Below are 23,829 nucleotides of genomic sequence, written 5' to 3'. Positions count from 1 at the left end.
GATTAACGAGGGGAAAAATAGATAATATGAGCGATAAAAATTTTGAAACAACAGCAATTAGAACCCAATTAGAACGTTCACACTTTCAGGAACATTCAATCCCGATGTATGTAACTTCAAGTTTTATTTTTGAAGATGCTGAAGATATGAGGGCTTCTTTTAGTGAAGAAAAAAATAGAAACATTTATTCGCGTTTTAGCAACCCAAATACAACAGAGTTTGTAGAAAAAGTTGTAGCAATGGAAGGCGCACAAGATGGTTATGCCTTTGCTACAGGAATGGCGGCAATTTATGCGAGTTTTGCAGCGCTGTTAAGTAGTGGAGATCATATAGTTTCTGCGCGTTCGGTTTTTGGATCAACACATACTTTGTTTACAAAATATTTTCCAAAGTGGAATATTACGACCTCTTATTTTGATATAAATAATCCAGATGAAATTGAAGGGTTAATTACGCCTTCGACAAAAATTTTATATGCAGAATCTCCAACAAATCCTGGAGTAGATATTATAGATTTAGAGTTGTTAAGCAAAATAGCAAAAAAGCACAATTTAATTTTAATTATAGATAACTGTTTTGCAACTCCTTATATTCAGCAACCAATTAAATATGGAGCAGATTTGGTTGTGCATTCTGCAACAAAATTAATGGATGGGCAGGGTCGTGTGATGGGAGGTGTTGTGGTTGGTAATTCTGACTTGGTGCGTGAAATTTATCTATTTTCACGTAATACTGGTCCTGCAATGTCGCCATTTAACGCTTGGACTTTGAGTAAAAGTCTAGAAACTTTGGCTGTAAGAGTTGACAGACATTGCGAAAATGCAGTGAAAATAGCTGAAACTCTTGAAAATAATGAGCATATTTCAACAGTAAAATATCCTTTTTTAAAATCACATCCTCAATATAAAATTGCTAAAAAGCAAATGAAGTTAGGAGGAAATATTATTGCTATTGAGGTAAAAGGAGGAATTGAGGCAGGGCGAAATTTTTTAAATGCCATTAAAATGTGCTCTTTATCTGCAAATTTGGGAGATACAAGAACTATTGTAACGCATCCAGCATCCACTACACATAGTAAATTAAGTGAAGAAGAGCGTTTAGCAGCAGGAATTACGCCCGGGTTGGTGCGAATTTCTGTTGGCTTAGAAAATGTAAAAGATATACTTCAGGATATTGAACAGGCTTTAAATCATTAAAAATTAATACTTTTTTTAAGAATATGTTAAAAAGTTTAAATATTGCCAATCTATTAGTCTATCGAGTTGGTAGGCTTGTGAAAAAAGAGTAAGTTTGCCTCTTAAAATGACATAATCGAAAAATGATACTAGATCAGATCTTTATTTCAAATAAAAAACAAAATAAAAGTGGTGAAGTAGATGTTCAAAGTTCTGAAAAACCTATGCGTAGTATTTTAAAAACTATTAGTTGGAGAGTAATTGGAACTTTAGATACCATTGTAATTTCTTGGTTAATTACTGGGCATATTGCATTGGCATTATCAATAGGTTCTATAGAATTAGTAACAAAAATGGTATTGTACTTTTTTCACGAAAGAATCTGGAATAAAATAAAATGGGGAAAATAATGAAGCACATTAATATTGAACAAATAAATGAAGATTTAAAAGATAAATCTCCAACTGAAATTATTACTTGGGCACTGTCAGTTGCTAAAAATCCTGTAGTTACTACAAATTTTAGACCATACGAAGTGGCTATTTTACATGCGTGTACACAAGTAGATGCTGAGTTAAAAGTAATTTGGTGCGATACAGGGTACAATACACCGCAAACTTATAAACATGCAAATGAACTAATACATTCTTTAGGTTTAAATGTGCATTTATATGTACCACAACAAACAACAGCACATAGAGATTCAATAATGGGAATTCCTCAAATTGAAGATCCGCAGCATAAAATATTTACGGAACAAGTAAAACTTGAACCGTTTACTAGAGCAATGCAAGAACACAAGCCTGATGTTTGGTTTACAAATTTACGCAATGGTCAAACTGCTTTTAGAGATAGTATTAATGTAGTTTCTCTTAGTAAAGATGGTATTTTAAAAGTGAGTCCTTTTTATAATTATACGGATGCACAATTAGATGCCTATTTAGAAGGAAATGAATTACCTAATGAGTTTAAATACTTCGACCCAACAAAGGTATTAGAAAATAGAGAATGTGGTTTACATTCATAAAAAGCGAATTATGACAGATAAATTATACATAAATCAATTAGAAAACGAAGCAATTTATATTATGAGAGAAGTTGCTGCACAGTTTAAAAAACCTGTGCTGTTATTCTCAGGAGGAAAAGATTCAATCACATTGGTTAGATTGGCTCAAAAAGCTTTCTATCCAGCAAAAATTCCGTTTCCATTAATGCATATAGACACAGGACATAATTTTCCTGAAACTATTGAATTTAGAGATCGTTTGGTTGAAGAATTAGGATTGGAATTAATAGTACGTAATGTACAAGATTCTATAGATCAAGGCAAGGTAAAAGAAGAATCTGGAAGGTATTCTAGCAGAAATATGTTACAAACAACTACACTTTTAGATGCTATTGAAGAATTTAAATTTGATGCTTGTATTGGTGGTGCTCGAAGAGATGAAGAAAAGGCAAGAGCAAAAGAACGTATTTTTTCTGTACGTGACGATTTTGGTCAATGGGATGAAAAAAACCAACGTCCAGAATTATTTGATATGCTAAACGGACAAATAGATTTTGGTCAAAATGTACGTGTCTTTCCAATTTCTAACTGGACAGAGTTAGATGTTTGGACCTATATAGAGCGTGAAGATTTAGAAATTCCTTCTATTTATTTTGCACATAAACGTAATGTGTTTTTAAGAGATGGACTTATATGGTCGGCTTCAGAACATGTGTATAAAGATGAAGATGAGGAGGTTGAAGAGCGCATGGTTCGTTTTAGAACTGTAGGAGATATGAGTTGTACTGCAGCTGTAGATTCTTATGCTACCACAATTAGCAAAGTCGTTTCGGAAATTAGAGATTCAAGTATTTCAGAAAGAGGTGCAAGAATTGATGATAAAAGATCAGAAGCAGCAATGGAAGAACGTAAACAACAAGGGTATTTCTAAAATTTTCGAAAGAAAATTTTGCCTTTAGCTACTGGCTTTAGCCTTTAGCTTATTAACAACATAAATTTAAGCCAATAGCTAAAAGCGAATGGCAAAAAGCTAAACAAAAAAATGGAAGTTTTAAAAATAGCAACAGCAGGAAGTGTAGATGACGGAAAAAGTACATTAATTGGAAGATTGTTGTACGATACAAAATCGTTAACCGATGATAAGTTAGAGGCCATTGAACGCAGTTCTAAACAAAAAGGATACGATTATTTAGATTTTTCTCTAGCAACTGATGGTTTAGTAGCAGAAAGAGAACAAGGAATTACTATTGACGTAGCACATATTTATTTTTCAACAGCTACAAAAAGTTATATAATTGCTGATACTCCTGGTCACGTAGAATATACCCGTAATATGGTTACAGGAGCATCTACATCGCAAGTGGGAATTGTTTTAATAGATGCACGTCACGGCGTTATTGAACAAACTTATCGTCATTTTTTCATTAATAATTTATTAAGAATTAAGAATGTAATTGTAGCAGTAAATAAAATGGATTTAGTTGATTTTTCTGAAGAAAGATACAATGAAATTAAAGCTGATTTTCAAAAAGTAGTTGACAAAAGTGATTATGAAGATCAGAATATTACTTTTATTCCTGTAAGTGCTTTAAAAGGCGATAATGTTGTAGAGAAATCAACAAAAATGTCTTGGTTTACTGGTAAAACGTTACTACAACATTTAGAAGAGATTGATACTCAAGATATTTATAATTTAGGTAAAGTACGTTTTCCAGTTCAATATGTAATTCGTCCAAAAACTGAGGAATATCACGATTTTAGAGGATATGCTGGTAAAGTATATGGAGGTGAATTAAATGTTGGAGATGAAGTAGTTATTTTGCCATCAAAAACTAAATCTAAAATTAAAGAAATTTTCTTTTATGATAAAAAATATCAAACTGCTGCTCGTAGATCTTCGGTAACTGTTACTTTAGAAAATGATGTAAATGTAAGCAGAGGTGATATGATTGTTAAAGAAAACGAATTGCCAAAAATCGAAAAGAAGTTTACAGCAACTGTAACTTGGATGGATAACGAAAATTTAAGAGCTGGTTCTAAATATGTGTTACAACATGGCGTACATAAAGTGTTAGCTAAAGTTGGTGCTATTCATAATAAAATAAATCCAGATTATTCTGGAGTTGAAACAGGAGTTGATAGTTTAAAAATGAATGATATTGCAGCTGTTTCATTTCAACTGAACAAGCCAATTTTTTTAGATGCATTTAAAGAGCATAGAACTAACGGATCTTTTATTTTAATCGATCCACAAACTAATAACACTGCGGGTGTCGGTTTTATTGAATAACTAAAAGAAAATCAATTACATATAAATTATTAAAGCTCATATTTCCTTATGAACTAGGGAAACTATTATTACTAACTAAAAAAATCAAATAGCATGCAAAGCTTTAGAAGCGAGATCGAAAATCCGATCGTCGAGAGGGATATTATTGACCTAGAAAAAAAGATTCAACAGTTTTATAACGGAGAAATTGACGAGGCACGTTTTAGAAGTTTACGTCTTGCAAGAGGTGTTTATGGGCAACGTCAGTTTGGGGTTCAAATGATTCGTATTAAGCTACCATATGGAAAAGTAACCAGCGAACAGCTTCATAGGATTGCTAATGTTTCAGATGAATATTCAAGAGGAAGATTGCATATTACTACACGTCAAGATATTCAAATTCACCACGTAAGTTTAGATAGAACGCCAGAACTTTGGGCTGAATTGGAAAAAGATGATATTACATTACGTGAAGCTTGTGGAAATGCTGTTAGAAATGTAACGGCAAGTGAAACTGCAGGAATAGACCCTAATGAGCCATTTGATGTTTCGCTATATGCACACGCTACTTTTGAGTTCTTTTTACGAAATCCAATTTGCCAGGAATTAGGAAGAAAATTTAAAATTTCATTTTCTGGAACAGATGAGGACACAGCATTAAGTTTTATGCACGATTTAGGATTTATCGCCAAAATTAAGGATGGTGTTATTGGTTTTAAAGTAATGGTTGCTGGAGGTTTAGGTTCACAAGCGCGTTTAGCAGATACACTATTTGAATTTGTTGAAGCGGATAAAATTATTCCAATTACAGAAGCGGTTTTACGTGTCTTTGATAGATATGGAGAGCGTTCTAAAAGAGCGAAAGCCAGATTGAAATTTTTAATAAAAGATGTAGGTTTTAACGCTTTTATAAAATTGATTGAAGACGAGCAAAAGGCATTGTCGGTAACTTCTTTTCCTATTGATACGTCAGGGGTTAATAATGAGGTAAATTTACCTCACATTAAAGTTCCTTCAGTAGAAATTAAAGATGAGAAGGCTTTTGAATTGTGGAAAAAAACGAATGTAATTCACCAAAAACAAGATGGTTTTAGTGCTATTGGTATAAAAGTGTATTTAGGAGATTTTTATACAGATGAAGCTAGAATGTTAGCCGATTTAATTAAAAATTATGCAGGAAATGAAATCCGATTAACACTACGTCAAAATATATTAATTCGTCATGTTAAGAATGAATTATTGCCATTTTTTTATAACGAATTAAGCAAATTGGGTTTTGCAACTATTGGTTATAATAGCACCTTAGATATTACCTCATGCCCAGGAACAGATACGTGTAATTTAGGAATTGCGAGTAGTACTGGAATTTCTGCAGAACTTGAGAAAGTGTTGCGAAACGAGTACCCTCAATATGCAAACAATAAAGAAATTACCATAAAAATAAGTGGTTGTATGAATTCTTGTGGGCAACATACAATGGCTCATATTGGTTTTCAAGGAATGTCTATTAAATCAGGAAATCTAGTTGCTCCAGCATTGCAAGTATTGTTAGGAGGAAGTGTTTTAGGAAATGGAGCAGGAAGAATTGCCGATAAAGTGCTGAAAATACCAAGCAAACGTGGTCCTCAAGCTTTACGTTCAATCTTAAATGATTACGAAGCTAACGTTTCTGTAGATGAGTCTTTTATCAATTATTACGACAGGCAAGGAGAGCGTTATTTTTACAACTTGTTAAAACCTTTAGCAGATACTACAAATTTAGAACAAAGTGATTTTATTGATTGGGGAAGTGAAGAAGCTTATGAAAAAGCAGTTGGAGTTGGAGAATGTGCTGGGGTTGTTATAGATTTAATAGCAACATTGCTATTAGAAAGCGAAGAGAAATTAGAAAATGCTTTAGAATCATTAAAATTAAATCAATTTTCAGATAGTATTTATTACACCTATTCAAGTATTGTAAATACAGCAAAAGCCTTATTAACTTCAGAAGGAAAGAAAACGAATACACACGTTGGTATTATTTCTCAGTTTGATGAGTTTTTTGGAAAAGAAATTGATTTGGGAGTTCCGTTTTCAACTTTTATTTATCAAATAAAAAACAATGAACCAACAGAAGAATTTGCTGAAAAATATTTAGAAGAAGCACAGTTGTTTTATGAAAAAGTAAACGAGTTTAGAACTAAAACTGTGAGTAATGAAAACTAAATTAGCGAAAAAAGTAACATTAATTGGAGCAGGTCCAGGAGATCCAGATTTAATAACAGTTAAAGGTGTAAAAGCCTTACAAAAATCTAAGGTAATTTTGTATGATGCTTTAATAAATAGAGAATTATTGGAATATGCACCTACTGCAAAAAAGATTTTTGTAGGTAAACGTAAAGGTATGCACAGTTTTACACAAGATAAAATTAATGAGTTAATTGTAAAAAGTGCTTTTGAATATGGAAATGTAGTTCGTTTAAAAGGAGGTGATCCTTTTATTTTTGGTAGAGGTTCTGAAGAAGTTGAATTTATTGAATCTTTTGGAATAGAAACTGAAGTAATTTCCGGGATTTCATCAGCAATGGCTGTTCCGGCAAGTCAAGGGATTTCATTAACTAAAAGAGGAGTTGCAGAAAGTTTTTGGGTAATTACAGGCACAACATCGGAAAGACAACTTTCTACCGATGTTTATTTGGCTGCCCAATCTACGGCAACAGTTGTTATTTTAATGGGAATGAGTAAGTTGAATGAAATAGTTTCAATATTTAAAAAGTTCAACAAATCGGAAGTTCCAACAGCAATTATACAAAACGGAACAACAGCGAGTGAAAAAATTGGTTTAGGGACTATTAATTCTATTGAAGAGGTTGTGCATCAAAAGCAATTATCCTCTCCGGCTATAATTGTTATTGGGGAAGTTGTCAAGGAAAGTGCAAAATTGAATTCGTTTTATGAAAGTTATAAATCGGTAAGTGCTTAATCTTATTTTATTAAAGAAATGAATCAAAACCAATTATATCCAATTTTTTTAAAGGCGAATGTCTTAAACATATTAATTGTTGGAGGTGGAACAGTGGCCTTAGAAAAATTATCTTTTTTATTAAAATCAAGTCCTAATGCAACTGTTTTGGTAGTTTCAATAGATTTTGATGAAGATTTTTTAAGTTTAGCAAATAAATACCAAGTTTCATTATTAAAAGCACCTTATAATAAGTTGGCTTTAAAAAACAAGCAATTGGTAATAGCAGCGACAAATAATTTAGAAATTAATAAACAAATTTATGCTGATTGTAAAGCCAATAATATTATTGTAAATGTTGCCGATACACCAAGTTTATGTGATTTTTATTTAGGAGGAATTGTAACAAAAGGCAATATTAAAATAGCAATTTCAACCAACGGAAAATCACCAACTTTAGCAAAACGTTTACGTCAATTTTTTGAAGAAGTAATTCCAGAAAACATTGATGAGTTGGCTGAAAATTTAAATAAATTCAGAAAAACAATTAAGGGTGATTTTAGTGATAAAGTCAATCAATTGAACAAATTAACTGAAAGATTATTATAGAAAGGTATAAATTTGGATTGCAGTTTGTAATTCATAAGAATATGCCGTTTATTTGCAGAAAGTTCGTAAACATATAATTAGTTATTAAGAAAGGCAGAGGGAATAGACCTGTTGAAGCCTTGGCAACCCTTTAAAAAAGAAGGTGCTAAATTCTACCAAAATTATGGGAAGATAACATTCAATGCCTTAAAAGTATTTCTTTTTACTACTTCCTATGTTTATGTTAAAAAAATAAAATGGAAGACATTCGCAACATATTAAAGGATAAAATATTAGTGCTCGATGGTGCTATGGGAACTATGATTCAGCAGTATAAATTTACTGAAGAAGATTATAGAGGTGAAAAATTTAAAGATTTTCATGTTTCAGTAAAGGGAAATAACGATATGCTTTCCATTACGCAACCTGAAGCTATTAAATCTATTCACGGAAAATATTTAGAAGCTGGAGCTGATATTATTGAAACGAATACATTTTCTTCAACAACCATTGCAATGGCAGATTATGAAATGGAAGAATTTGTATATGAATTGAACTTTGAATCGGCTAAAATAGCTAAAGAAGTTGCTCAAGAATATACAGCAAAAAATCCTGATAAACCACGTTTTGTAGCTGGTTCAATAGGCCCAACAAATAGAACGGCTAGTATGTCTCCAGATGTAAATGATCCAGGTTTTAGAGCCGTAACTTTTGAAGATTTAAGAATAGCTTATAAACAACAAGCAGAAGCGTTAATTGATGGTGGAGTAGATTTATTATTGGTTGAAACGGTGTTTGACACATTAAATGCAAAAGCCGCATTATTTGCCATTGAAGAAATAAAAGACGAAAGAGATATTGATATTCCAATTATGTTAAGCGGAACTATTACAGATGCTAGCGGAAGAACATTATCCGGTCAAACAGCTGAAGCTTTTTTAATTTCAGTATCACATATTCCATTATTAACTGTTGGGTTTAATTGCGCGTTAGGTGCAAACCAGTTAACACCGCATTTAGAAGTTTTGGCACAAAAATCAGACTTAAGAATTTCTGCACATCCAAATGCTGGATTGCCAAATGCTTTTGGTGAATATGATGAAACGCCAGAAATGATGGCAGGTCAAATTAAAGAATATTTAGAAAAAAGTTTGATAAATATAATTGGTGGTTGTTGCGGAACAACTCCTGACCATATAAAAGCAATTGCAGAATTAGCTGAAGGATATCAACCGAGATTGGTTAAATAAAAGTTTTAATTTTACGTCATTCTGAACTTGATTCAGAATCTCATCACTATAGAATGAATACTGAAAAAAAATATTTAAAATTATCTGGACTTGAACCATTAATAATTACTCCAGAAAGTAATTTTATAAATGTTGGTGAACGCACCAATGTTGCTGGTTCTCGTAAGTTTTTACGATTGATAAAAGAAGAAAAATTTGATGAAGCTTTAGCCATTGCGCGTCATCAAGTTGAAGGTGGTGCCCAAATTATCGATATTAATATGGATGATGGTTTGTTAGAAGGAAAAGAAGCAATGGTTCGTTTTATGAATTTAATTGCTGCTGAACCGGACATTGCTCGTGTTCCAATTATGATTGATAGTTCTAAGTGGGAAATAATTGAAGCTGGTTTACAAGTTGCACAAGGTAAATGTGTGGTGAATTCTATCAGTTTAAAAGAAGGAGAAATGCAATTTATTGAGCAAGCCAGAAAGATTAAAATGTATGGAGCTGCTGTAATTGTAATGGCTTTTGATGAATTTGGACAAGCGGATACTTATGAAAGAAGAATTGAAATAGCGAAACGTTCGTATGATGTTTTAGTTAATAAAGTTGGCTTTCCTTCAGAAGATATTATTTTCGATTTAAATATATTTCCGGTAGCTACTGGAATGGATGAGCACAAACGAAATGCCATAGATTTTATTGAAGCGACACGATGGGTTCGAGAGAATTTACCAAATGCAAGCGTAAGTGGAGGTGTAAGTAATGTATCGTTTTCTTTTAGAGGAAACAATGCGGTTAGAGAGGCAATGCATTCAGTGTTTTTGTATTATGCTATAAAAGCAGGTATGAATATTGGAATTGTAAACCCTGCAATGTTAGAGGTGTATGATGATATTCCAAAAGACCTATTAGAACACGTTGAAGATGTTATTTTAGATAGAAGAGAAGATGCTACAGAGCGTTTATTAGATTTTGCAGAAAGTGTTGTTAGCACTTCAAAAGAGCGTAAAGTTGATTTAAGTTGGAGAGAAAAACCTTTGCAAGAACGAATTACACATTCTTTAGTAAAAGGCTTAGATGAATTTATTGTGGAAGATGTTGAAGCTGCCAGACTGGAAGCTGTAAAACCAATTGAAGTTATTGAAGGTAACTTAATGATTGGAATGAATGTAGTTGGAGATTTATTTGGTTCAGGTAAGATGTTCTTACCTCAGGTTGTAAAATCAGCACGTGTAATGAAAAAAGCCGTAGCCTATCTATTACCATTTATAGAACTTGATAAAGGTGGAGCAAGTCAGTCTAACGGAAAAATATTATTAGCAACGGTAAAAGGTGATGTACACGATATCGGAAAAAATATTGTGGGTGTTGTTTTAGGTTGTAATAATTATGATATTGTAGATTTAGGAGTAATGGTCGCTCCTGAAAAAATTATTCAAGCAGCAAAGGATAAAAATGTTGATGCTATTGGATTAAGTGGTTTAATTACACCGAGTTTAGATGAAATGGTGTATTTAGCGAAAGAAATGGAACGTCAAAATTTTGAAGTTCCATTGTTAATTGGTGGTGCAACTACCTCTAAAGCGCATACAGCAGTGAAGATTGATCCTCAATATAAAAATGCAGTTGTTCATGTGCACGATGCATCAAGAGCTGTAACGGTTGTTGGAGATTTATTAAATAAAAGAACCAATCAGAAATATGTTGGCGATATAAAAGCTGATTATGTAAAGGTTCGAGAAGGTTTTGCTAACAGATCTAGTAAAAAAGAATATGTTTCGTTAGTTAATGCTCGAAAAAATAAATTTAATATTGACTGGAATACAACAACAATAAAGAAACCTAATTTTGAAGGAATTCAGGTTTTTGAAGATTTTGATTTAACAAAACTAGTAGATTATATAGATTGGACGCCGTTTTTCAGAACTTGGGAATTGGCAGGTAAATATCCAGCTATTTTAAGCGATGAAGTTGTAGGAGAATCGGCTACTAATTTATTTAATGATGCAAAGTTAATGCTTGCAAAAGTATTGAATGAAAATTTATTAACTGCAAAAGCTGTTTTTGGAATTTTTCCTGCAAATTCTGTAAATGATGATGATGTTGAAATTTATGCACATACAGATAGAACTAAAGTAAATGTTCAATTTGTAACTTTGCGTCAACAATTAAAAAAGAAAGCAGGAATTCCAAATATAGCATTAGCAGATTTTGTAGCCCCAAAAGAAACGGGAATTGAAGATTATATGGGCGCTTTTTGTGTTTCTACAGGTTTTGGAACAGCAGAATTGGCTGCAGAGTTTGAGAGGGATCACGATGATTATAATTCGATTATGATTAAAGCAATAGCCGATAGATTGGCTGAAGCCTTTGCTGAATATTTACATGAAAAAGTACGTAAAGAATATTGGGGTTATGCTACAGATGAAGGGCTTTCAAATGAAGAGTTAATTAAAGAAAACTATAAAGGTATTCGTCCAGCGCCAGGCTATCCTGCGTGTCCAGATCATACAGAGAAGTGGACAATTTGGGATTTACTTAGTGTAAAAGAAACCATTGGAGTTGAGTTAACAGATAGTTTGGCTATGTGGCCCGCAGCATCGGTTTCGGGATATTATTTTGGGAATGAAAAAGCAAAATATTTTGGAGTAGGAAAGATTACTGAAGAACAATTGAAAAGTGTTGCTGATAGAAAAAATATAGATTTAGAAGTAATGAGAAAGTGGCTGAATCCGAATTTGGCTGAATAAATAGAATTTGCGTTAGCGATAGGAGTGACATCCTTTTTTGAAGTGCAACGCAAAAAAAGATATAACGGATAGCGCGACCTAAAAGGGAACGCCCAAATAAAAGAAAATGAAAGTTACAGATCATATTAAACAAGCAAACGGTAAAACGTTGTTTTCGTTTGAAATAGTACCACCTCAAAAAGGTCAAAACATTCACGATTTATATAATAATGTAGATCCGTTAATGGAATTTAAACCGCCTTTTATTGATGTAACAACCTCACGTGAAGAGTTTGTGTATATTAAAAAAGAAAATGGATTGTTAGAGCAAAAAATGACCAGAATGCGACCTGGAACAGTTGGAATTTGTGCCGCTTTGAAATATAAATATGATGTAGATGCAATTCCGCACGTATTGTGTGGAGGTTTTACCAAAGAAGAAACTGAATATGTGTTGGTTGATTGTCACTACCTTGGTTTAGATAATATTATGGCATTAAGAGGGGATGCCATGAAACATGAGCAGTATTTTATTCCAACCGTTGGAGGGAATAATTATGCTGCTGAGTTGGTTAAGCAAATTCATGAATTAAATCAAGGAAAATATTTACATGAGATTATTGAAACACCTCATAAATCGGATTTTTGTATTGGAGTTGCTGGTTATCCAGAAAAGCATTTAGAGGCACCAAGTATGGAAACAGATTTACGTAGGTTAAAAGAAAAAGTAGATGCTGGGGCAGATTATGTTGTTACGCAAATGTTCTTTGACAATCAGAAATACTTTAATTTTGTTGAAAAAGCTCGTAGTATTGGTATTACAGTTCCAATAATACCAGGAATTAAACCAATTGCAATAAAAAGACATCAGCAAGTATTGCCTCAAATTTTCAGATTAGATTTACCTGAAGAATTAATTTTAGAAATTGAAGCTTGTAAAGATAATAAGCAAGTTCGACAATTAGGAATTGAATGGGCTATTCAACAATCTAAAGATTTGATTGCAAATGGTGCGCCAGTAGTTCATTTTTATTCTATGGGGAAATCAGATAATATAAAAGCAATTGCAAAAGAAGTATTTTAAATGAAACCAATTAATTAGCTGAGAAAGAATTATTTTTTTAGAGTTACTTACTGTAAATCACTTTTGTAAATAGTTTCATAAATAAAAGTAATAAATGTTCAATTGTTTTGGGGAAATATTTGATTACTTTTGTATCAGTTTTATAATCGTTATTAATTAAAAATATATATCATGGCATTAGAAGTAACAGACGCAACTTTTAACGAAGTAGTTTTACAATCAGATAAACCAGTAATGGTTGACTTTTGGGCAGCTTGGTGTGGACCTTGTAGAATGGTTGCTCCAATAATGGATCAATTAACAGCTGAATATGAAGGGAAAGCAACAATTGCAAAAGTTGATGTTGATTCAAACCAAGAATTTGCAGCTAAATACGGGGTTCGTAATATTCCTACAGTTTTAGTATTTAAAGGTGGAGAAGTTGTTGAAAAGCAAGTTGGTGTTGCTCCTAAAGCAACATACGCTCAAAAAATTGACGCACATTTATAAAATGTAATCTCACATAAAATAAAAGGAAGCTCGACAAATTTGTCGAGCTTTTTGGTTTTTAACCCTATATTTACAAGAATTAAAATTTAAAAATGGAAACCTTATCAGTAAAACACCTTTCAGAATTAAATAACTTAGAGTTGTTAGCAAATCAGGTTGTTGAAGGATTTATTACTGGAATGCATAAAAGTCCGTTTCATGGATTTTCAGTGGAGTTTGCAGAGCACAGATTATATAATAAAGGAGAAAGTACACGACATATTGACTGGAAATTATACGCAAAAACAAAAAAGCTATTTGTAAAGCGCTACGAAGAAGAAACAAATTTGCGTTGTCATTTAATTATCGATAATTCTGCCTCTATGCATTATCCAATAATTAAGCAGCCAACAATAGATAATTTAACAAAAGTAGCATTTTCAGCTATTGCATCTGCGGCCTTAATTGAGATTTTAAAGCGTCAGAGAGATGCTGTTGGCTTAAGTGTATATAGTGATAAGAACGATTATTATGCGCCTGCTAAAGGAGGAGAGCGTCATAGAAGAATGTTATTAACACAGTTAGAAGGATTGTTTAAAGAACCATCAATAGCAACAACTGATACCTATAAAGTATTACATGAAATTTCAGAGAAGATACACAGAAGATCGTTAGTTTTTTTATTTACAGATATGTTTCAAACATCTAAAAACGAACAGGAATTGTTTGAAGCCTTAAGGCATTTAAAACATAATAAACATGAAGTGGTATTGTTTCATACATATGATGAAAAGTTAGAATTTAATTTTGATTTTGAAAATTCGCCAAAAAAGTTTGTAGATGTTGAAACAGGTGAACAAATTAATATGTATGCTTCAAACGTTAAAAAACAATATAAAGCATCGATGTCTCAATATTTTAACGATTTGAAAATGAAGTGTATGCAATATAAAATAGATTATGTTCCTGTAGATATAAATAAAGGTTTTAGTACGATACTTTTATCTTATTTAATTAGCAGAAAAAAAATATTATAAAAAATATTAAAAAAGCTTTGCAGATATCAAAAACACTCTTATATTTGCATCCGCTAAGAGCAACGGTCTGGTAGTTCAGCTGGTTAGAATACCTGCCTGTCACGCAGGGGGTCGCGGGTTCGAGTCCCGTCCAGACCGCTTAATAAAGCAAATTAAAACCTTAACAATCTAATTATTAGAGAGTTAAGGTTTTTTGATTTTTTATTTTGTACGGTTTTTGTACGGTTGATGTATTAGTTAATTCATTTTAACGATTATTGGTCCACCATGAGAGACATAGCCACCTCCTATTTCATCAATATTGACATCTAATTCATCTGAAGTGTCAATACTTGTAATATTAACATCTATTTCGCTAGTGTTTGTAATTTTTACATTTATACTTCCATCACTATTAATAGGTACTAAAGCGTATTCTTTATTAATAAGATTATTTGGAGTTTTAGCGTAGGCTTTTGGAATTAGGTCTAAAGATTTTATTGTTAGAATTGTTAAGCAAACTGCGATAACTGTTAAAACTGTTTTTAAATAAAGGTTTGTTTTCATAAGGTAGAATTTATTAGTTGTTTAATCTTTTGTTTTCTTTAATTCTTTTTGCGCTTTCGTCCATTCTGCGATTTTCTTGTACGCTTCCAACTTTTGTTCCAATGTTGGTTTTGGCTTTTGTGTTAGTTCTTTTCTCTCCTGAACGTTCTTGAACGCTTGTATTCTCGCTCTCTCGTTTTCCGACATTCTTTCTAACTCTATTTTTTTATCATTTTCAATAGTTTCAAGATACTTTTTTAATAATTGAATTTCAATTGATTGCCCTTCAATAGTATTTTCTTTTTTCTCCTTATCAAATTTTAAATCTTGCAAATAAATTCTATAACTGAAAAAGAGAGTAATAAACCCAAAAATCAATACTATTTGTTCCCAATAATTTCTAGTATCTAAAAATTCTAGAGTTACAAATACATTATTATAAAATAAATACATTAAAGTTAAACCAAAAGGGATAGCAACAATTGCAGCATAAATATATTGTAAAGTACTTATTTTTTTAAAGTTCCAATTTGATTTTTCATAAACATAATTTGAGAATATAAAAAACACAATTATTAAGATTACCTTAGAAATGAAAATCATTTTAGATTATTTAAGGTTAGCAATTTCATCTAAAATTAGATATTTTCGATTAAAGTGTAAATGATTTTTATCATAAACCTATAAGATTTAGATTTTTTAAAGATGTCTGCTCAATTCACTACAACACTAAATAAACACATTTACAACTCATATGCATAAACTATCTATTTAACATTAAAGTGTAATATATCAATGATTTAGGGAGTATATATGAGCCGAAGGCGAAGGGTAAAAGGGTTTTCAATTATTGAATAAATGGTGCTATAATTTTAAAAATATTCTATGCTAGTAACCTTGTAACCCTATCTATATATTAAGACTTTAGGGTAAAAAAGAAAATTAAAATATAATTAGGGAGGGGGTTATTATTACTTTGGAGTTTATAGAATTTTCAACTTTTTCTTGTTAGTATTACAACTAACTGTTTAATAACTTGATATAGAATTGATTAAGTTTTTTAATATGATTTTTTGTAATTGACTTTTGAAAATAAAAAAACATTGTTGTATTTGTGTGCTACAAAATTTAATTAATTGCTAATGAATATTGATTAGAATATTTCTTTTGTTTATATCCTATTTGTTTTATTTTGACTGGATTGTTAACTCTATTTCTTATTTGATGGTTTAAATGCTGTATTAGTTTTGGTTCATATTTTGTATGTCCTCCTTTAGTGTTGGATAACAACAAACTACATAGTTCTTGAAACTTGTTTGTATCATATTGACGCAAATATTTAAAGGTTGAAGTTCTGATGTATTTTGCACCTTCTTTTTCGTGGGTTAATTCTATGCCGGTAACTAAGCATTTTTTAGGTGGTTTTACAGGTTGTGCATTATGGGATTTATTTATAGTCCTATTATGCACAATTGTACTCTTATTGTCAGTTGTCAAATATGCACAATTAATAAATTTGTTTGTTTTGTTTTTTAACTGTTTTTCTAGGTTGTAGAATAGTGAGTTTTTAGGTAGGCTTTCGAAATATTCTCTTTTTCTATTACTAAAGGTGTTTCTACTTTTATTGATTATTGCATCTAACCAATATTCAGTAATATGCTTTTCACTTAATTCAATTACATCAAAATCAAATATTAATATACTACTCCATTCCTTTAAAATGCTTACTGCTAATTGCTTGTAAATAGATTTGCTCAATAAATCGTTAATTGTATTTATGCCTAACGTTCTTAAAAACTGACTTTCATTTGTTTTTACTTCAAATCTTAAAACATTAGGCTTTGCATATTTTGGGCAATCTTGGGTTTTATTGTAAATTTTAACAGATTTATATTTAGTTCCTGCTATATAAAAATTTTTATATTCTAAACTTTCAATTATCTTCTTTTTTCCATAGAATCTCAATAAACTTAAAATTTGATTTACTTCCTTTTGTGGGCAAATATTACAACCATATTCTAAGCCCATTACTTTAAATAGTTTCGGCCTAATATTAAAATGTTTTATTAATTCTTTAAAAGTACTTATACTGTCTGCTACATTAAAATCATTAGCATTATGCAATCCATCATTAAAAAAATAATGAATACTTCCACTTACCTCTAACCTATTATAAAACCTCTTAAATATTAAATTTTTATATGTTCTTACCTCCATATTTCTAACCTCATCTTCTACTCTATAATCTTTATCACATTTATACAATAATGAAGTATTACACCATATCTTATTTATTTGGCGTGAATTGAAAGTAACTATGTTAAAATTATCAATCATTATCCTTATATTTGTATATGGGTTGCGTTGCCAACGTTAAACCCAACATTTGAACAAAACACTAAAGAGAGGATTGAACACCTCTCTTTTTTGTTTTAGCCCTCTTTGTTTATTAATGATAAAACCTTGCTTAAATCGGTTGTAAAGTAGTTTTTGAAGTGATAAACGGTTAATGTGTCAACCTTATCGTTAAACTTAAAAATTACTAAGTGAGTGCGTTTATTGACATCGCCTTTGTAAATGTTTTTAAAGTCTGTATTAAACAGTCCAGTAATACATTTGCTCCATTTATTGCCCTGTCTAATCTTTAGCCAAAATTCAGGCATAGACAATGCACAATTACGGTTTTTACTTATATTTAAAAGTTTGGAAAGTGGAGGTTCATATTTTGTAACTTCTGCAAGTTCAAAATGTTTTACGCTTTTAAATTTACCCTTATTTACTTCTTTGTAAAAATGGATAGTAGGTTTAGATTGTGTCGCCATTGTCTTACTTTTTTAGTTTAACAATTGCTTTTTCAATTTCAGAACGTTTGTAATAAACACGACCCGAAATTCCGTAAGATTGAAGTATTCCTCTTTTAGTCCAATTATGAATTGAACTCACATCGACCTTTAAGAGGTCTGCAGTTTCTTGCCTTCCTAGATACTCTATTGGTGTCTTTGGTTCAAAATTCTTTTTAAGTTCTTCTAATTGAATTTTTACACCTTCAATAATAGCATTTTGTAGTTGCTCTGGTGTTACTTGGATGAATTGTACTGTTGGCATTTTGCTGAATATTTTAAATTATATTCGGCTAAATTGCAATGCTTTAAGTGTATTTAAAGATTACTAACTTTTAACTAACTAACGGTTTTTTTCTAATTTAGTCTTAATGTATTTAGATAGTGAACTTTTTAAAGAGTCTAAAAATTTAGTTTCGTTTTCTTGATTTCTTGAATTAAATTTCGTGATTGCCTGATCTATATTGTTTAATTTAATATTAAAGATTTTCTGAATTGTATTAAATATATCCTCCTGCTTTCCTTTTAAATTTCCATTTTCAATTAAGGCTTTTGTTAATTCAATTAATTCAGATTTACTCCCGTACCATTGTAATATATTATTATCGGTAATTTTGTTGACATCATTAACAAGTGTTTCGCTTTTATGCAGTGTTCTTAACTTGTCCTTAAAGTAGTTCAGGTATTTTTTGTATTCTATTAATTGTTTTTCTTTACTGTATTCATTATCATAAAGTTTCTCAAATGGCATTTCTTCAAATTCCTTTACGAAGTCCTCATAAAAGTCAATCTCATTTTTAATAAATTCTTTCTCATTGCTATTAGGATAATCTTTTAAATAATCGTCTAATAAATCATAATAATGTGCTTTAATATCTATCTGTTTCATTTGAACTTTTTTACGTTGCCTATGTAAATATACAAAACCCTCTTAGAAGTATTAAGATGGTTGCAAATACCGAATATTGCTTGTGTAATTTAGGTTATACTGGATTAATTCAATAACCATTTCTAAAACATCATTTTTAAATATTTCATTAGTTGATTTTAAGGAGTTTAAATATTCTAAATAAGAATTTCTGCGATTAACGGTTTCATATTCCATATTAAAATTTTCTAGTAGACTTATAGTCAAAATTAACACTGAATAATTTTGTGAATGTTCTCTACTAACTAATTTAGAATATTTATCCAACACATTAATAAGTTTTTCTTTTCCGCAATTTTCATTAATTATTTTTATCATTCTGTCTTTTAGTGCCATTGTATGTTTTATGTTTAATTATTATTAGATGCTTTTTTGCTAACTACTTTTAAATTAGTTTCTTTTTTCTCTTTTAGTTCCTCCTTTTTGTAATATTCCAAAAATGCGTCAATATGACTATCGTCTGACTGGTTAATGTAGGTTAAAAAGGTGCTTTCTTTGCTGTGTCCTGTAACTTTCATTATTATTGGCGTTGGTAGTTTGCCATAATGATTTGATGCAAATGACCGTCTTCCTATATGAGTGCTTATGTAAGCATATTTAGGGCGTACTTTTTTTATACCTCTTTTCTTTTTTATTTTAGTGTCTTCATTTGCTTCGATAATACGTCCCATTGTTGGGGTGTTTATTTCTGCAAGTTTGCCAATCTCTTTAAAATATTTATTTAGTTTTTGTGTAGAAACTTTGTAAGGTAAGCCAGTATTATATATTTCTCTAACTTTTGGTAGTATTGGAATTTCAACCTTTGTATTAGTTTTTTGTTGTGTTAATTCAATACATTCTTTGTTCTTAGTTTTTTTGAAATTACTTTCAGTTATTTTGATTAAATCACCTCCACGTTGTCCAGTATAACACGCCAAAATAAGCCATTTACGAGCGTTTATATGTGCACCCTTTAGAAGTATTACTTTTTCAATTTTTTCTATTTCTGCGGTGCTTAAAAATATAACGTCCATATCATTGTCATAGGCTGTAAGTTGCTTTGTTTTAATATCTGTTAATTCTGTTGAAGTTTCTATTCCGTTTGATCTTGCATCTTTACAAACTCCTTTTAAGTCGGATAATTTTTTAAATGCGTATGTACTTGAATAGTTTTGTTTATTGAATAACCATTTTTTAAAATCTTCAAATACTTTTTTATTTAGTTCCTTAACCTTGTATTGGTTTTTGCCTTGAAACTTATTGAAAAGTTCTAAAAGTCTGTTGTATGCGTTAATTCTGCATTGGCTTAAACCTATGCCACCTTTTCCATTATCTCTTAAATGTGCGTTATCAATAATATTTTGTATTGCATCGGTAACTGACTCACTTTTTTGATTTTCTTTTTTTGGGTTGTAGAAAAGTTCCATTTGTTCATCAAGCCATTTTTTATTTACCCTTGAAATTTTGGTTTCATTGAATTTAGTAAGTATGAAGTTTTCAATTTTTTTTAAATCGTTATTAACCTCAACTTGTTTATTTTGGATTGTTGCATCTCGTCTATTTTTGAAATGGTCATTTTCCCAGTAGTCTTTTTCTATTTCGTATTTTGTTTTAGTAGCAAATACAAAATCGTCTTCATTATGTCGAAATAATAATCGAAGTGTTAAGGGTGCTTTTTCCTTAGTTGAACGGTATAAAAAATTGATTGTAGCCATATTTAGAACATTTGAAGAATACAAATGTAATAAAATTGTACGGTATTTGTACGGTAAATTTCCATTTATTTAGATTTCATTCTATTTTATTAAATACCTCTTAAGTATTATAAAATAAGGGTTTAATTGATTTTGTAGGGATTGTGTAGGTTTTTAGGGGTTTTTATAATTGCGTAAAATAGATAGTTTCAAGTCCCGTCCAGACCGAAAAAAGCATCTCATTTGAGATGCTTTTTTTATGCAATAAATTTAGGTCTAGTGATATAATCTATGAGTATAAAGGGGAATTGTTTGGATAATGCAGCAGCAGAAACCTTCTTTAAAAACTTAAAAACAGAATGGGTTTATAAACACAAGTATTATAGCTAAATAAAATAAATGAGGAAGTTTATAAAAAAATGAAATCCCTTGACTTTAAGAAGGTTTATTTTAGTTACTTTTAAAAAAAGAAATTGGATTATCAGATGATAGTTGTATTGATGTTACTCACTCACCCATCAGATTTTAGGTATTCTTTATTACGCAAGAGTTTATGAAAACGTGTTAGACGTATTTTAAATTTATTGTATAGTTAAAATTAATTCTAAGTATAATTTATATGAGATTAAAAATAGTCATTTTAGTAGCGATAATATCCATTTGTGGATCTATTTATGGCCAAACAAACAAAAGTAAAAAAAGAATTGTTAAAGTACTAACCTTTAATATTCTTCATGGAGCAACTACCAAAGGAGATTTTAATTTGGATGTTTTAGCAAATGTTATTAAAAAATCTGATGCCGATTTTGTAGCATTACAGGAAGTAGACTTTAAGACTAAAAGAGCAAAACAATATGATTTAGTTACCGAATTGGGATGGAGAACTAAAATGGCTCCAATTTTTGCTAGAGCTATGAGCTTTGATGGAGGAGAATATGGTGAAGGAGTATTATCTAAGTACAGCTTTTTATCAACTAGAAATGTAGACTTACCTTATAGTAAAGGAAATGAACCAAGAGCTGCTTTGGAAGTAGCTACAGTTTTAAAATCAGGAGATACAATGTCTTTTGTAGCAACACATTTGGATCATTTGCAAGATGAAACAGATAGAATAGCACAAGTAAAAAAAGTAAATGAAGTATTTTCTAATAATAAATATCCTACAATCTTAGCAGGAGATTTGAATGCAATACCAGATAGTAAAACAATAAAAATTTTAGAAAAGTTATGGAAACCATCTTATGATAAAAAAAATGTTAAGTACACTTATCCATCCTCTAACCCATCTAAAAAAATAGATTATATAATGTTTTATCCTACAAATAGATGGAGGGTGATAAAAACTGAAGTCATTCAAGATATAATAGCTTCAGATCATTGCGCATATTTGGTAACTTTGGAATTACTCACAAAATAATTCAGATTAGTTATGTAAAGTCTTGAGTAAAAAAATGAATTTTATATGGATATTTGTTTATTGATGTTAAATCAAATGTTTGTTTAGAAGATGATTTTCTAATGAATTATATTTATTAATAAAGGAAAATTATGAAACGAAGAAAGTTTATTCAACAAATTGTAACTGGGGCAGCTGTAGCAATAATTCCACTAACATTATTATCCTATACACAAACTATTGATGGGGAGAAAAAAATGAAAAACTTACATTTGGAATTGTAACAGATGTGCATAAAGAATTAATACCAGGTGTTGATGAAAGATTAGAAACTTTTATAAATAAAGCGAATGAAAGAAAAGTTGATTTTATAATTCAGCTTGGTGATTTCTGTATGGCAGAAGGAAAGAATAGAGCGTTTTTAAATATTTGGAAAAGTTTTGAAGGTCGAAAATATCATGTTTTAGGAAATCTATATGGATAAACATTCTAAGCAAGAAATGTTAGATTTCTGGGGAAGCCAAAAACATATTATTTTTATGATTTTAATAATTATCATTATTATCATTTTATTGTTTTAGATGCTAATTTTTTATATCAAGAAGGGAAATATGTAGATTATAATAAAGCTAATAGAATCTACAAAATTTCTAACTGTAGTTTTTTTACATCAAAGTCTTTGGCATTACCAGTTGGGTGTTAAAAAATAGGTTAACTATATAAAAAAATAATGAGGTACATGGCGAAAAAGTTATTTGCTGTTTAAAGGGTTATAAACATATTGATTTTCAACATCATCAATCAACCAAAAAAAGTCGTCTAAAAATTACTTTTAAGACGACTTTCTTATTTTTTTTGAGCCGATGGAGGGACTCGAACCCACGACCTGCTGATTACAAATCAGCTGCTCTAGCCAGCTGAGCTACATCGGCTTTTAACGGGTGCAAATTAATTTAATTTATTTTATATGTGCAAGTATTTTCTAATATAAAATAAAAAAAATAGCACTTTCTTATTTTTATAGTATTCATAATTTTTTTTATTCAATTTTTGCCGATATATTACTGTTTCAATAAATAACTAAACGCTAAAATGCAGTAATTCCAATGAGTTTAGATGCTTTTATTTGAGATCAAATAGAATGTGTAAAAACAAAAAAACACTGATAATCATGTGATTAACAGTGTTTTGATTTGACCTATTACTAGGTTCGTCGGGGTGGCAGGATTCGAACCTGCGGCCTCCACGTCCCAAACGTGGCGCGATAACCGGGCTACGCTACACCCCGAGTTTTAAAAGAAGTTGAAATAAAAAAACTACTTTTTTACTCAAATTATTTGATTGTAATTTATAAATGCACTTTTAACTGTGCCTTACACCAAATAATTTTGGACTGCAAATATAAAACTAATAATATATTCTACAAGGTTTTATTCAAAAATAAGTTGATAAGGTCTTTTAATTGCTTCTTCCAACTCAAAAATGCTAATATTCCTGCTTCTTCTAATGGTTTCCTTTCCTTCAAAAAAGATGAGAATTGTAGGCTCTACAAATGCATTAAAGTGTGTAGCTATTTTTGCATTGTTATTTAAATCAGCTGAAATTAATTTAATTTTAGGAAATGAATCTGCTAATAAACTTTCAACTTTTGGTTCAAGAGCTTCGCCAACACTGCAAGAAGTTGTTGAAAAATATACAAGAACAGCGCTATTAGATTCTAAAAATGTATAAAAATCTTCAATTGAATTGTAAATGTTATTTGTTCTCATATTTTTTAATAAGTGTGATGTTTTTTATACAAATATAGGGGGTAAATTGATTTCCATCGACTTATTAATTATAATTATGTTTTCATTATTAAAAATTATAAACAATGGTGTTTATTATTAATAATAATGCCATAAATTTGCTTAATTAAAATAAAATAACATTACA

General features: G+C 30.4%; 25 protein-coding genes, 3 tRNA genes and 1 riboswitch. Of the genes, 17 read left to right on the top strand and 11 right to left on the bottom strand.

All coding sequences use genetic code 11. The annotated features are described in order from the left end of the window. Positions 1-26: 26 nt before the first annotated feature. From IEW75_RS03770 to IEW75_RS03705, 14 genes are all read left to right on the top strand, one after another. On the top strand, positions 27-1,196 hold the full coding sequence (locus IEW75_RS03770) for a trans-sulfuration enzyme family protein (protein ID WP_134247419.1): 1,170 nt from the start codon (positions 27-29) through the stop codon (positions 1,194-1,196). 122 nt (positions 1,197-1,318) lie between these two features. Further along, positions 1,319-1,585 (top strand): DUF2061 domain-containing protein, encoded by a 267-nt coding sequence (locus IEW75_RS03765; RefSeq protein WP_134247420.1) that lies wholly within the window; start codon positions 1,319-1,321, stop codon positions 1,583-1,585. Further along, positions 1,585-2,202: a phosphoadenosine phosphosulfate reductase domain-containing protein gene (locus tag IEW75_RS03760; RefSeq protein WP_229714388.1), complete on the top strand. Its 618-nt coding sequence runs from the start codon at positions 1,585-1,587 to the stop codon at positions 2,200-2,202. Before IEW75_RS03765 ends, IEW75_RS03760 begins: the two co-directional genes overlap by 1 nt. A gap of 10 nt (positions 2,203-2,212) precedes the next feature. After that, on the top strand, positions 2,213-3,112 hold the full coding sequence (cysD, locus tag IEW75_RS03755) for a sulfate adenylyltransferase subunit CysD (protein WP_134247422.1): 900 nt from the start codon (positions 2,213-2,215) through the stop codon (positions 3,110-3,112). A 111-nt stretch (positions 3,113-3,223) separates the two neighbouring features. Next, positions 3,224-4,471: a sulfate adenylyltransferase subunit 1 gene (locus IEW75_RS03750; RefSeq protein WP_134247423.1), complete on the top strand. Its 1,248-nt coding sequence runs from the start codon at positions 3,224-3,226 to the stop codon at positions 4,469-4,471. A gap of 93 nt (positions 4,472-4,564) precedes the next feature. Next, positions 4,565-6,655: a ferredoxin-like domain-containing protein gene (locus tag IEW75_RS03745; RefSeq protein WP_134247424.1), complete on the top strand. Its 2,091-nt coding sequence runs from the start codon at positions 4,565-4,567 to the stop codon at positions 6,653-6,655. Continuing rightward, complete coding sequence (gene cobA, locus IEW75_RS03740; RefSeq protein ID WP_134247425.1) at positions 6,645-7,412, top strand: uroporphyrinogen-III C-methyltransferase; 768 nt, start codon at positions 6,645-6,647, stop codon at positions 7,410-7,412. Before IEW75_RS03745 ends, cobA begins: the two co-directional genes overlap by 11 nt. An 18-nt stretch (positions 7,413-7,430) precedes the next feature. Next, a complete protein-coding gene (locus tag IEW75_RS03735) occupies positions 7,431-8,000 on the top strand; it encodes a precorrin-2 dehydrogenase/sirohydrochlorin ferrochelatase family protein (protein WP_134247426.1) in 570 nt (189 codons plus the stop codon). 78 nt (positions 8,001-8,078) lie between these two features. After that, positions 8,079-8,178: riboswitch (SAM riboswitch) on the top strand. A 58-nt stretch (positions 8,179-8,236) separates the two neighbouring features. Then, positions 8,237-9,229 carry a homocysteine S-methyltransferase family protein gene (locus IEW75_RS03730; protein WP_134247427.1) on the top strand — a complete coding sequence of 331 codons (993 nt, stop codon included), beginning with the start codon at positions 8,237-8,239 and terminating at the stop codon, positions 9,227-9,229. Positions 9,230-9,282: 53 nt separating this feature from the next. After that, entirely contained in the window at positions 9,283-11,964 is a 2,682-nt protein-coding gene (gene metH, locus IEW75_RS03725; protein WP_134247428.1) for a methionine synthase, read from the top strand. 106 nt (positions 11,965-12,070) lie between these two features. Beyond that, the gene (metF, locus tag IEW75_RS03720; RefSeq protein WP_134247429.1) at positions 12,071-13,027 is read left to right on the top strand and encodes a methylenetetrahydrofolate reductase [NAD(P)H]; all 957 of its coding nucleotides are present in this window, start codon (positions 12,071-12,073) and stop codon (positions 13,025-13,027) included. A gap of 171 nt (positions 13,028-13,198) precedes the next feature. Further along, entirely contained in the window at positions 13,199-13,516 is a 318-nt protein-coding gene (gene trxA / locus IEW75_RS03715) for a thioredoxin (RefSeq protein ID WP_134247430.1), read from the top strand. A 92-nt stretch (positions 13,517-13,608) separates the two neighbouring features. Then, on the top strand, positions 13,609-14,532 hold the full coding sequence (locus tag IEW75_RS03710; protein ID WP_134247431.1) for a DUF58 domain-containing protein: 924 nt from the start codon (positions 13,609-13,611) through the stop codon (positions 14,530-14,532). 64 nt (positions 14,533-14,596) lie between these two features. Then, a tRNA-Asp gene (locus IEW75_RS03705) sits at positions 14,597-14,670 on the top strand. Positions 14,671-14,769: 99 nt separating this feature from the next. Here the strand turns inward: IEW75_RS03705 and IEW75_RS03700 are convergent. The 8 genes from IEW75_RS03700 to IEW75_RS03665 form a co-directional block, all read right to left on the bottom strand. Next, entirely contained in the window at positions 14,770-15,078 is a 309-nt protein-coding gene (locus IEW75_RS03700; RefSeq protein ID WP_134247432.1) for a hypothetical protein, read from the bottom strand. A gap of 21 nt (positions 15,079-15,099) precedes the next feature. Continuing rightward, positions 15,100-15,660, bottom strand: coding sequence for a hypothetical protein (locus IEW75_RS03695; RefSeq protein WP_134247433.1), 561 nt, complete (start codon positions 15,658-15,660; stop codon positions 15,100-15,102). 525 nt (positions 15,661-16,185) lie between these two features. Continuing rightward, positions 16,186-17,394 (bottom strand): hypothetical protein, encoded by a 1,209-nt coding sequence (locus IEW75_RS03690; RefSeq protein WP_134247434.1) that lies wholly within the window; start codon positions 17,392-17,394, stop codon positions 16,186-16,188. A gap of 95 nt (positions 17,395-17,489) precedes the next feature. Beyond that, positions 17,490-17,879, bottom strand: coding sequence for a hypothetical protein (locus tag IEW75_RS03685; RefSeq protein WP_134247435.1), 390 nt, complete (start codon positions 17,877-17,879; stop codon positions 17,490-17,492). A 4-nt stretch (positions 17,880-17,883) separates the two neighbouring features. Continuing rightward, entirely contained in the window at positions 17,884-18,162 is a 279-nt protein-coding gene (locus IEW75_RS03680) for a helix-turn-helix domain-containing protein (RefSeq protein WP_134247436.1), read from the bottom strand. A gap of 78 nt (positions 18,163-18,240) precedes the next feature. Then, positions 18,241-18,786 carry an RteC domain-containing protein gene (locus IEW75_RS03675; RefSeq protein WP_134247437.1) on the bottom strand — a complete coding sequence of 182 codons (546 nt, stop codon included), beginning with the start codon at positions 18,784-18,786 and terminating at the stop codon, positions 18,241-18,243. A 51-nt stretch (positions 18,787-18,837) separates the two neighbouring features. Continuing rightward, complete coding sequence (locus IEW75_RS03670) at positions 18,838-19,161, bottom strand: hypothetical protein (protein ID WP_134247438.1); 324 nt, start codon at positions 19,159-19,161, stop codon at positions 18,838-18,840. Positions 19,162-19,175: 14 nt separating this feature from the next. Further along, positions 19,176-20,519: a tyrosine-type recombinase/integrase gene (locus IEW75_RS03665; RefSeq protein ID WP_134247439.1), complete on the bottom strand. Its 1,344-nt coding sequence runs from the start codon at positions 20,517-20,519 to the stop codon at positions 19,176-19,178. Between the two features lie 598 nt (positions 20,520-21,117). Between IEW75_RS03665 and IEW75_RS03660 the strand changes: the two genes are divergently transcribed. The 3 genes from IEW75_RS03660 to IEW75_RS15745 all read left to right on the top strand — a co-directional run bounded on the left by IEW75_RS03660 (position 21,118) and on the right by IEW75_RS15745 (position 22,378). Then, positions 21,118-21,915 carry an endonuclease/exonuclease/phosphatase family protein gene (locus IEW75_RS03660; protein WP_134247440.1) on the top strand — a complete coding sequence of 266 codons (798 nt, stop codon included), beginning with the start codon at positions 21,118-21,120 and terminating at the stop codon, positions 21,913-21,915. 131 nt (positions 21,916-22,046) lie between these two features. Further along, a complete protein-coding gene (locus tag IEW75_RS15890) occupies positions 22,047-22,178 on the top strand; it encodes a hypothetical protein (RefSeq protein WP_262711430.1) in 132 nt (43 codons plus the stop codon). Positions 22,179-22,183: 5 nt separating this feature from the next. Further along, the gene (locus tag IEW75_RS15745; protein WP_204744162.1) at positions 22,184-22,378 is read left to right on the top strand and encodes a hypothetical protein; all 195 of its coding nucleotides are present in this window, start codon (positions 22,184-22,186) and stop codon (positions 22,376-22,378) included. Positions 22,379-22,752: 374 nt separating this feature from the next. Here IEW75_RS15745 and IEW75_RS03650 read toward each other — a convergent pair. From IEW75_RS03650 to IEW75_RS03640, 3 genes are all read right to left on the bottom strand, one after another. Continuing rightward, positions 22,753-22,826: transfer RNA gene (locus tag IEW75_RS03650), tRNA-Thr, on the bottom strand. A 281-nt stretch (positions 22,827-23,107) separates the two neighbouring features. Then, a tRNA-Pro gene (locus IEW75_RS03645) sits at positions 23,108-23,182 on the bottom strand. Between the two features lie 142 nt (positions 23,183-23,324). Continuing rightward, positions 23,325-23,663: a thioredoxin family protein gene (locus IEW75_RS03640; protein WP_134247441.1), complete on the bottom strand. Its 339-nt coding sequence runs from the start codon at positions 23,661-23,663 to the stop codon at positions 23,325-23,327. Positions 23,664-23,829 lie beyond the last annotated feature (166 nt).

This window comes from Lutibacter litoralis (genome assembly GCF_014646675.1).
GTDB classification, from domain to species: Bacteria; Bacteroidota; Bacteroidia; order Flavobacteriales; family Flavobacteriaceae; genus Lutibacter; species Lutibacter litoralis.
The sequence above is the reverse complement of the archived record's forward strand: the minus strand, read 5'-3'. Positions and strand labels throughout refer to the sequence as shown.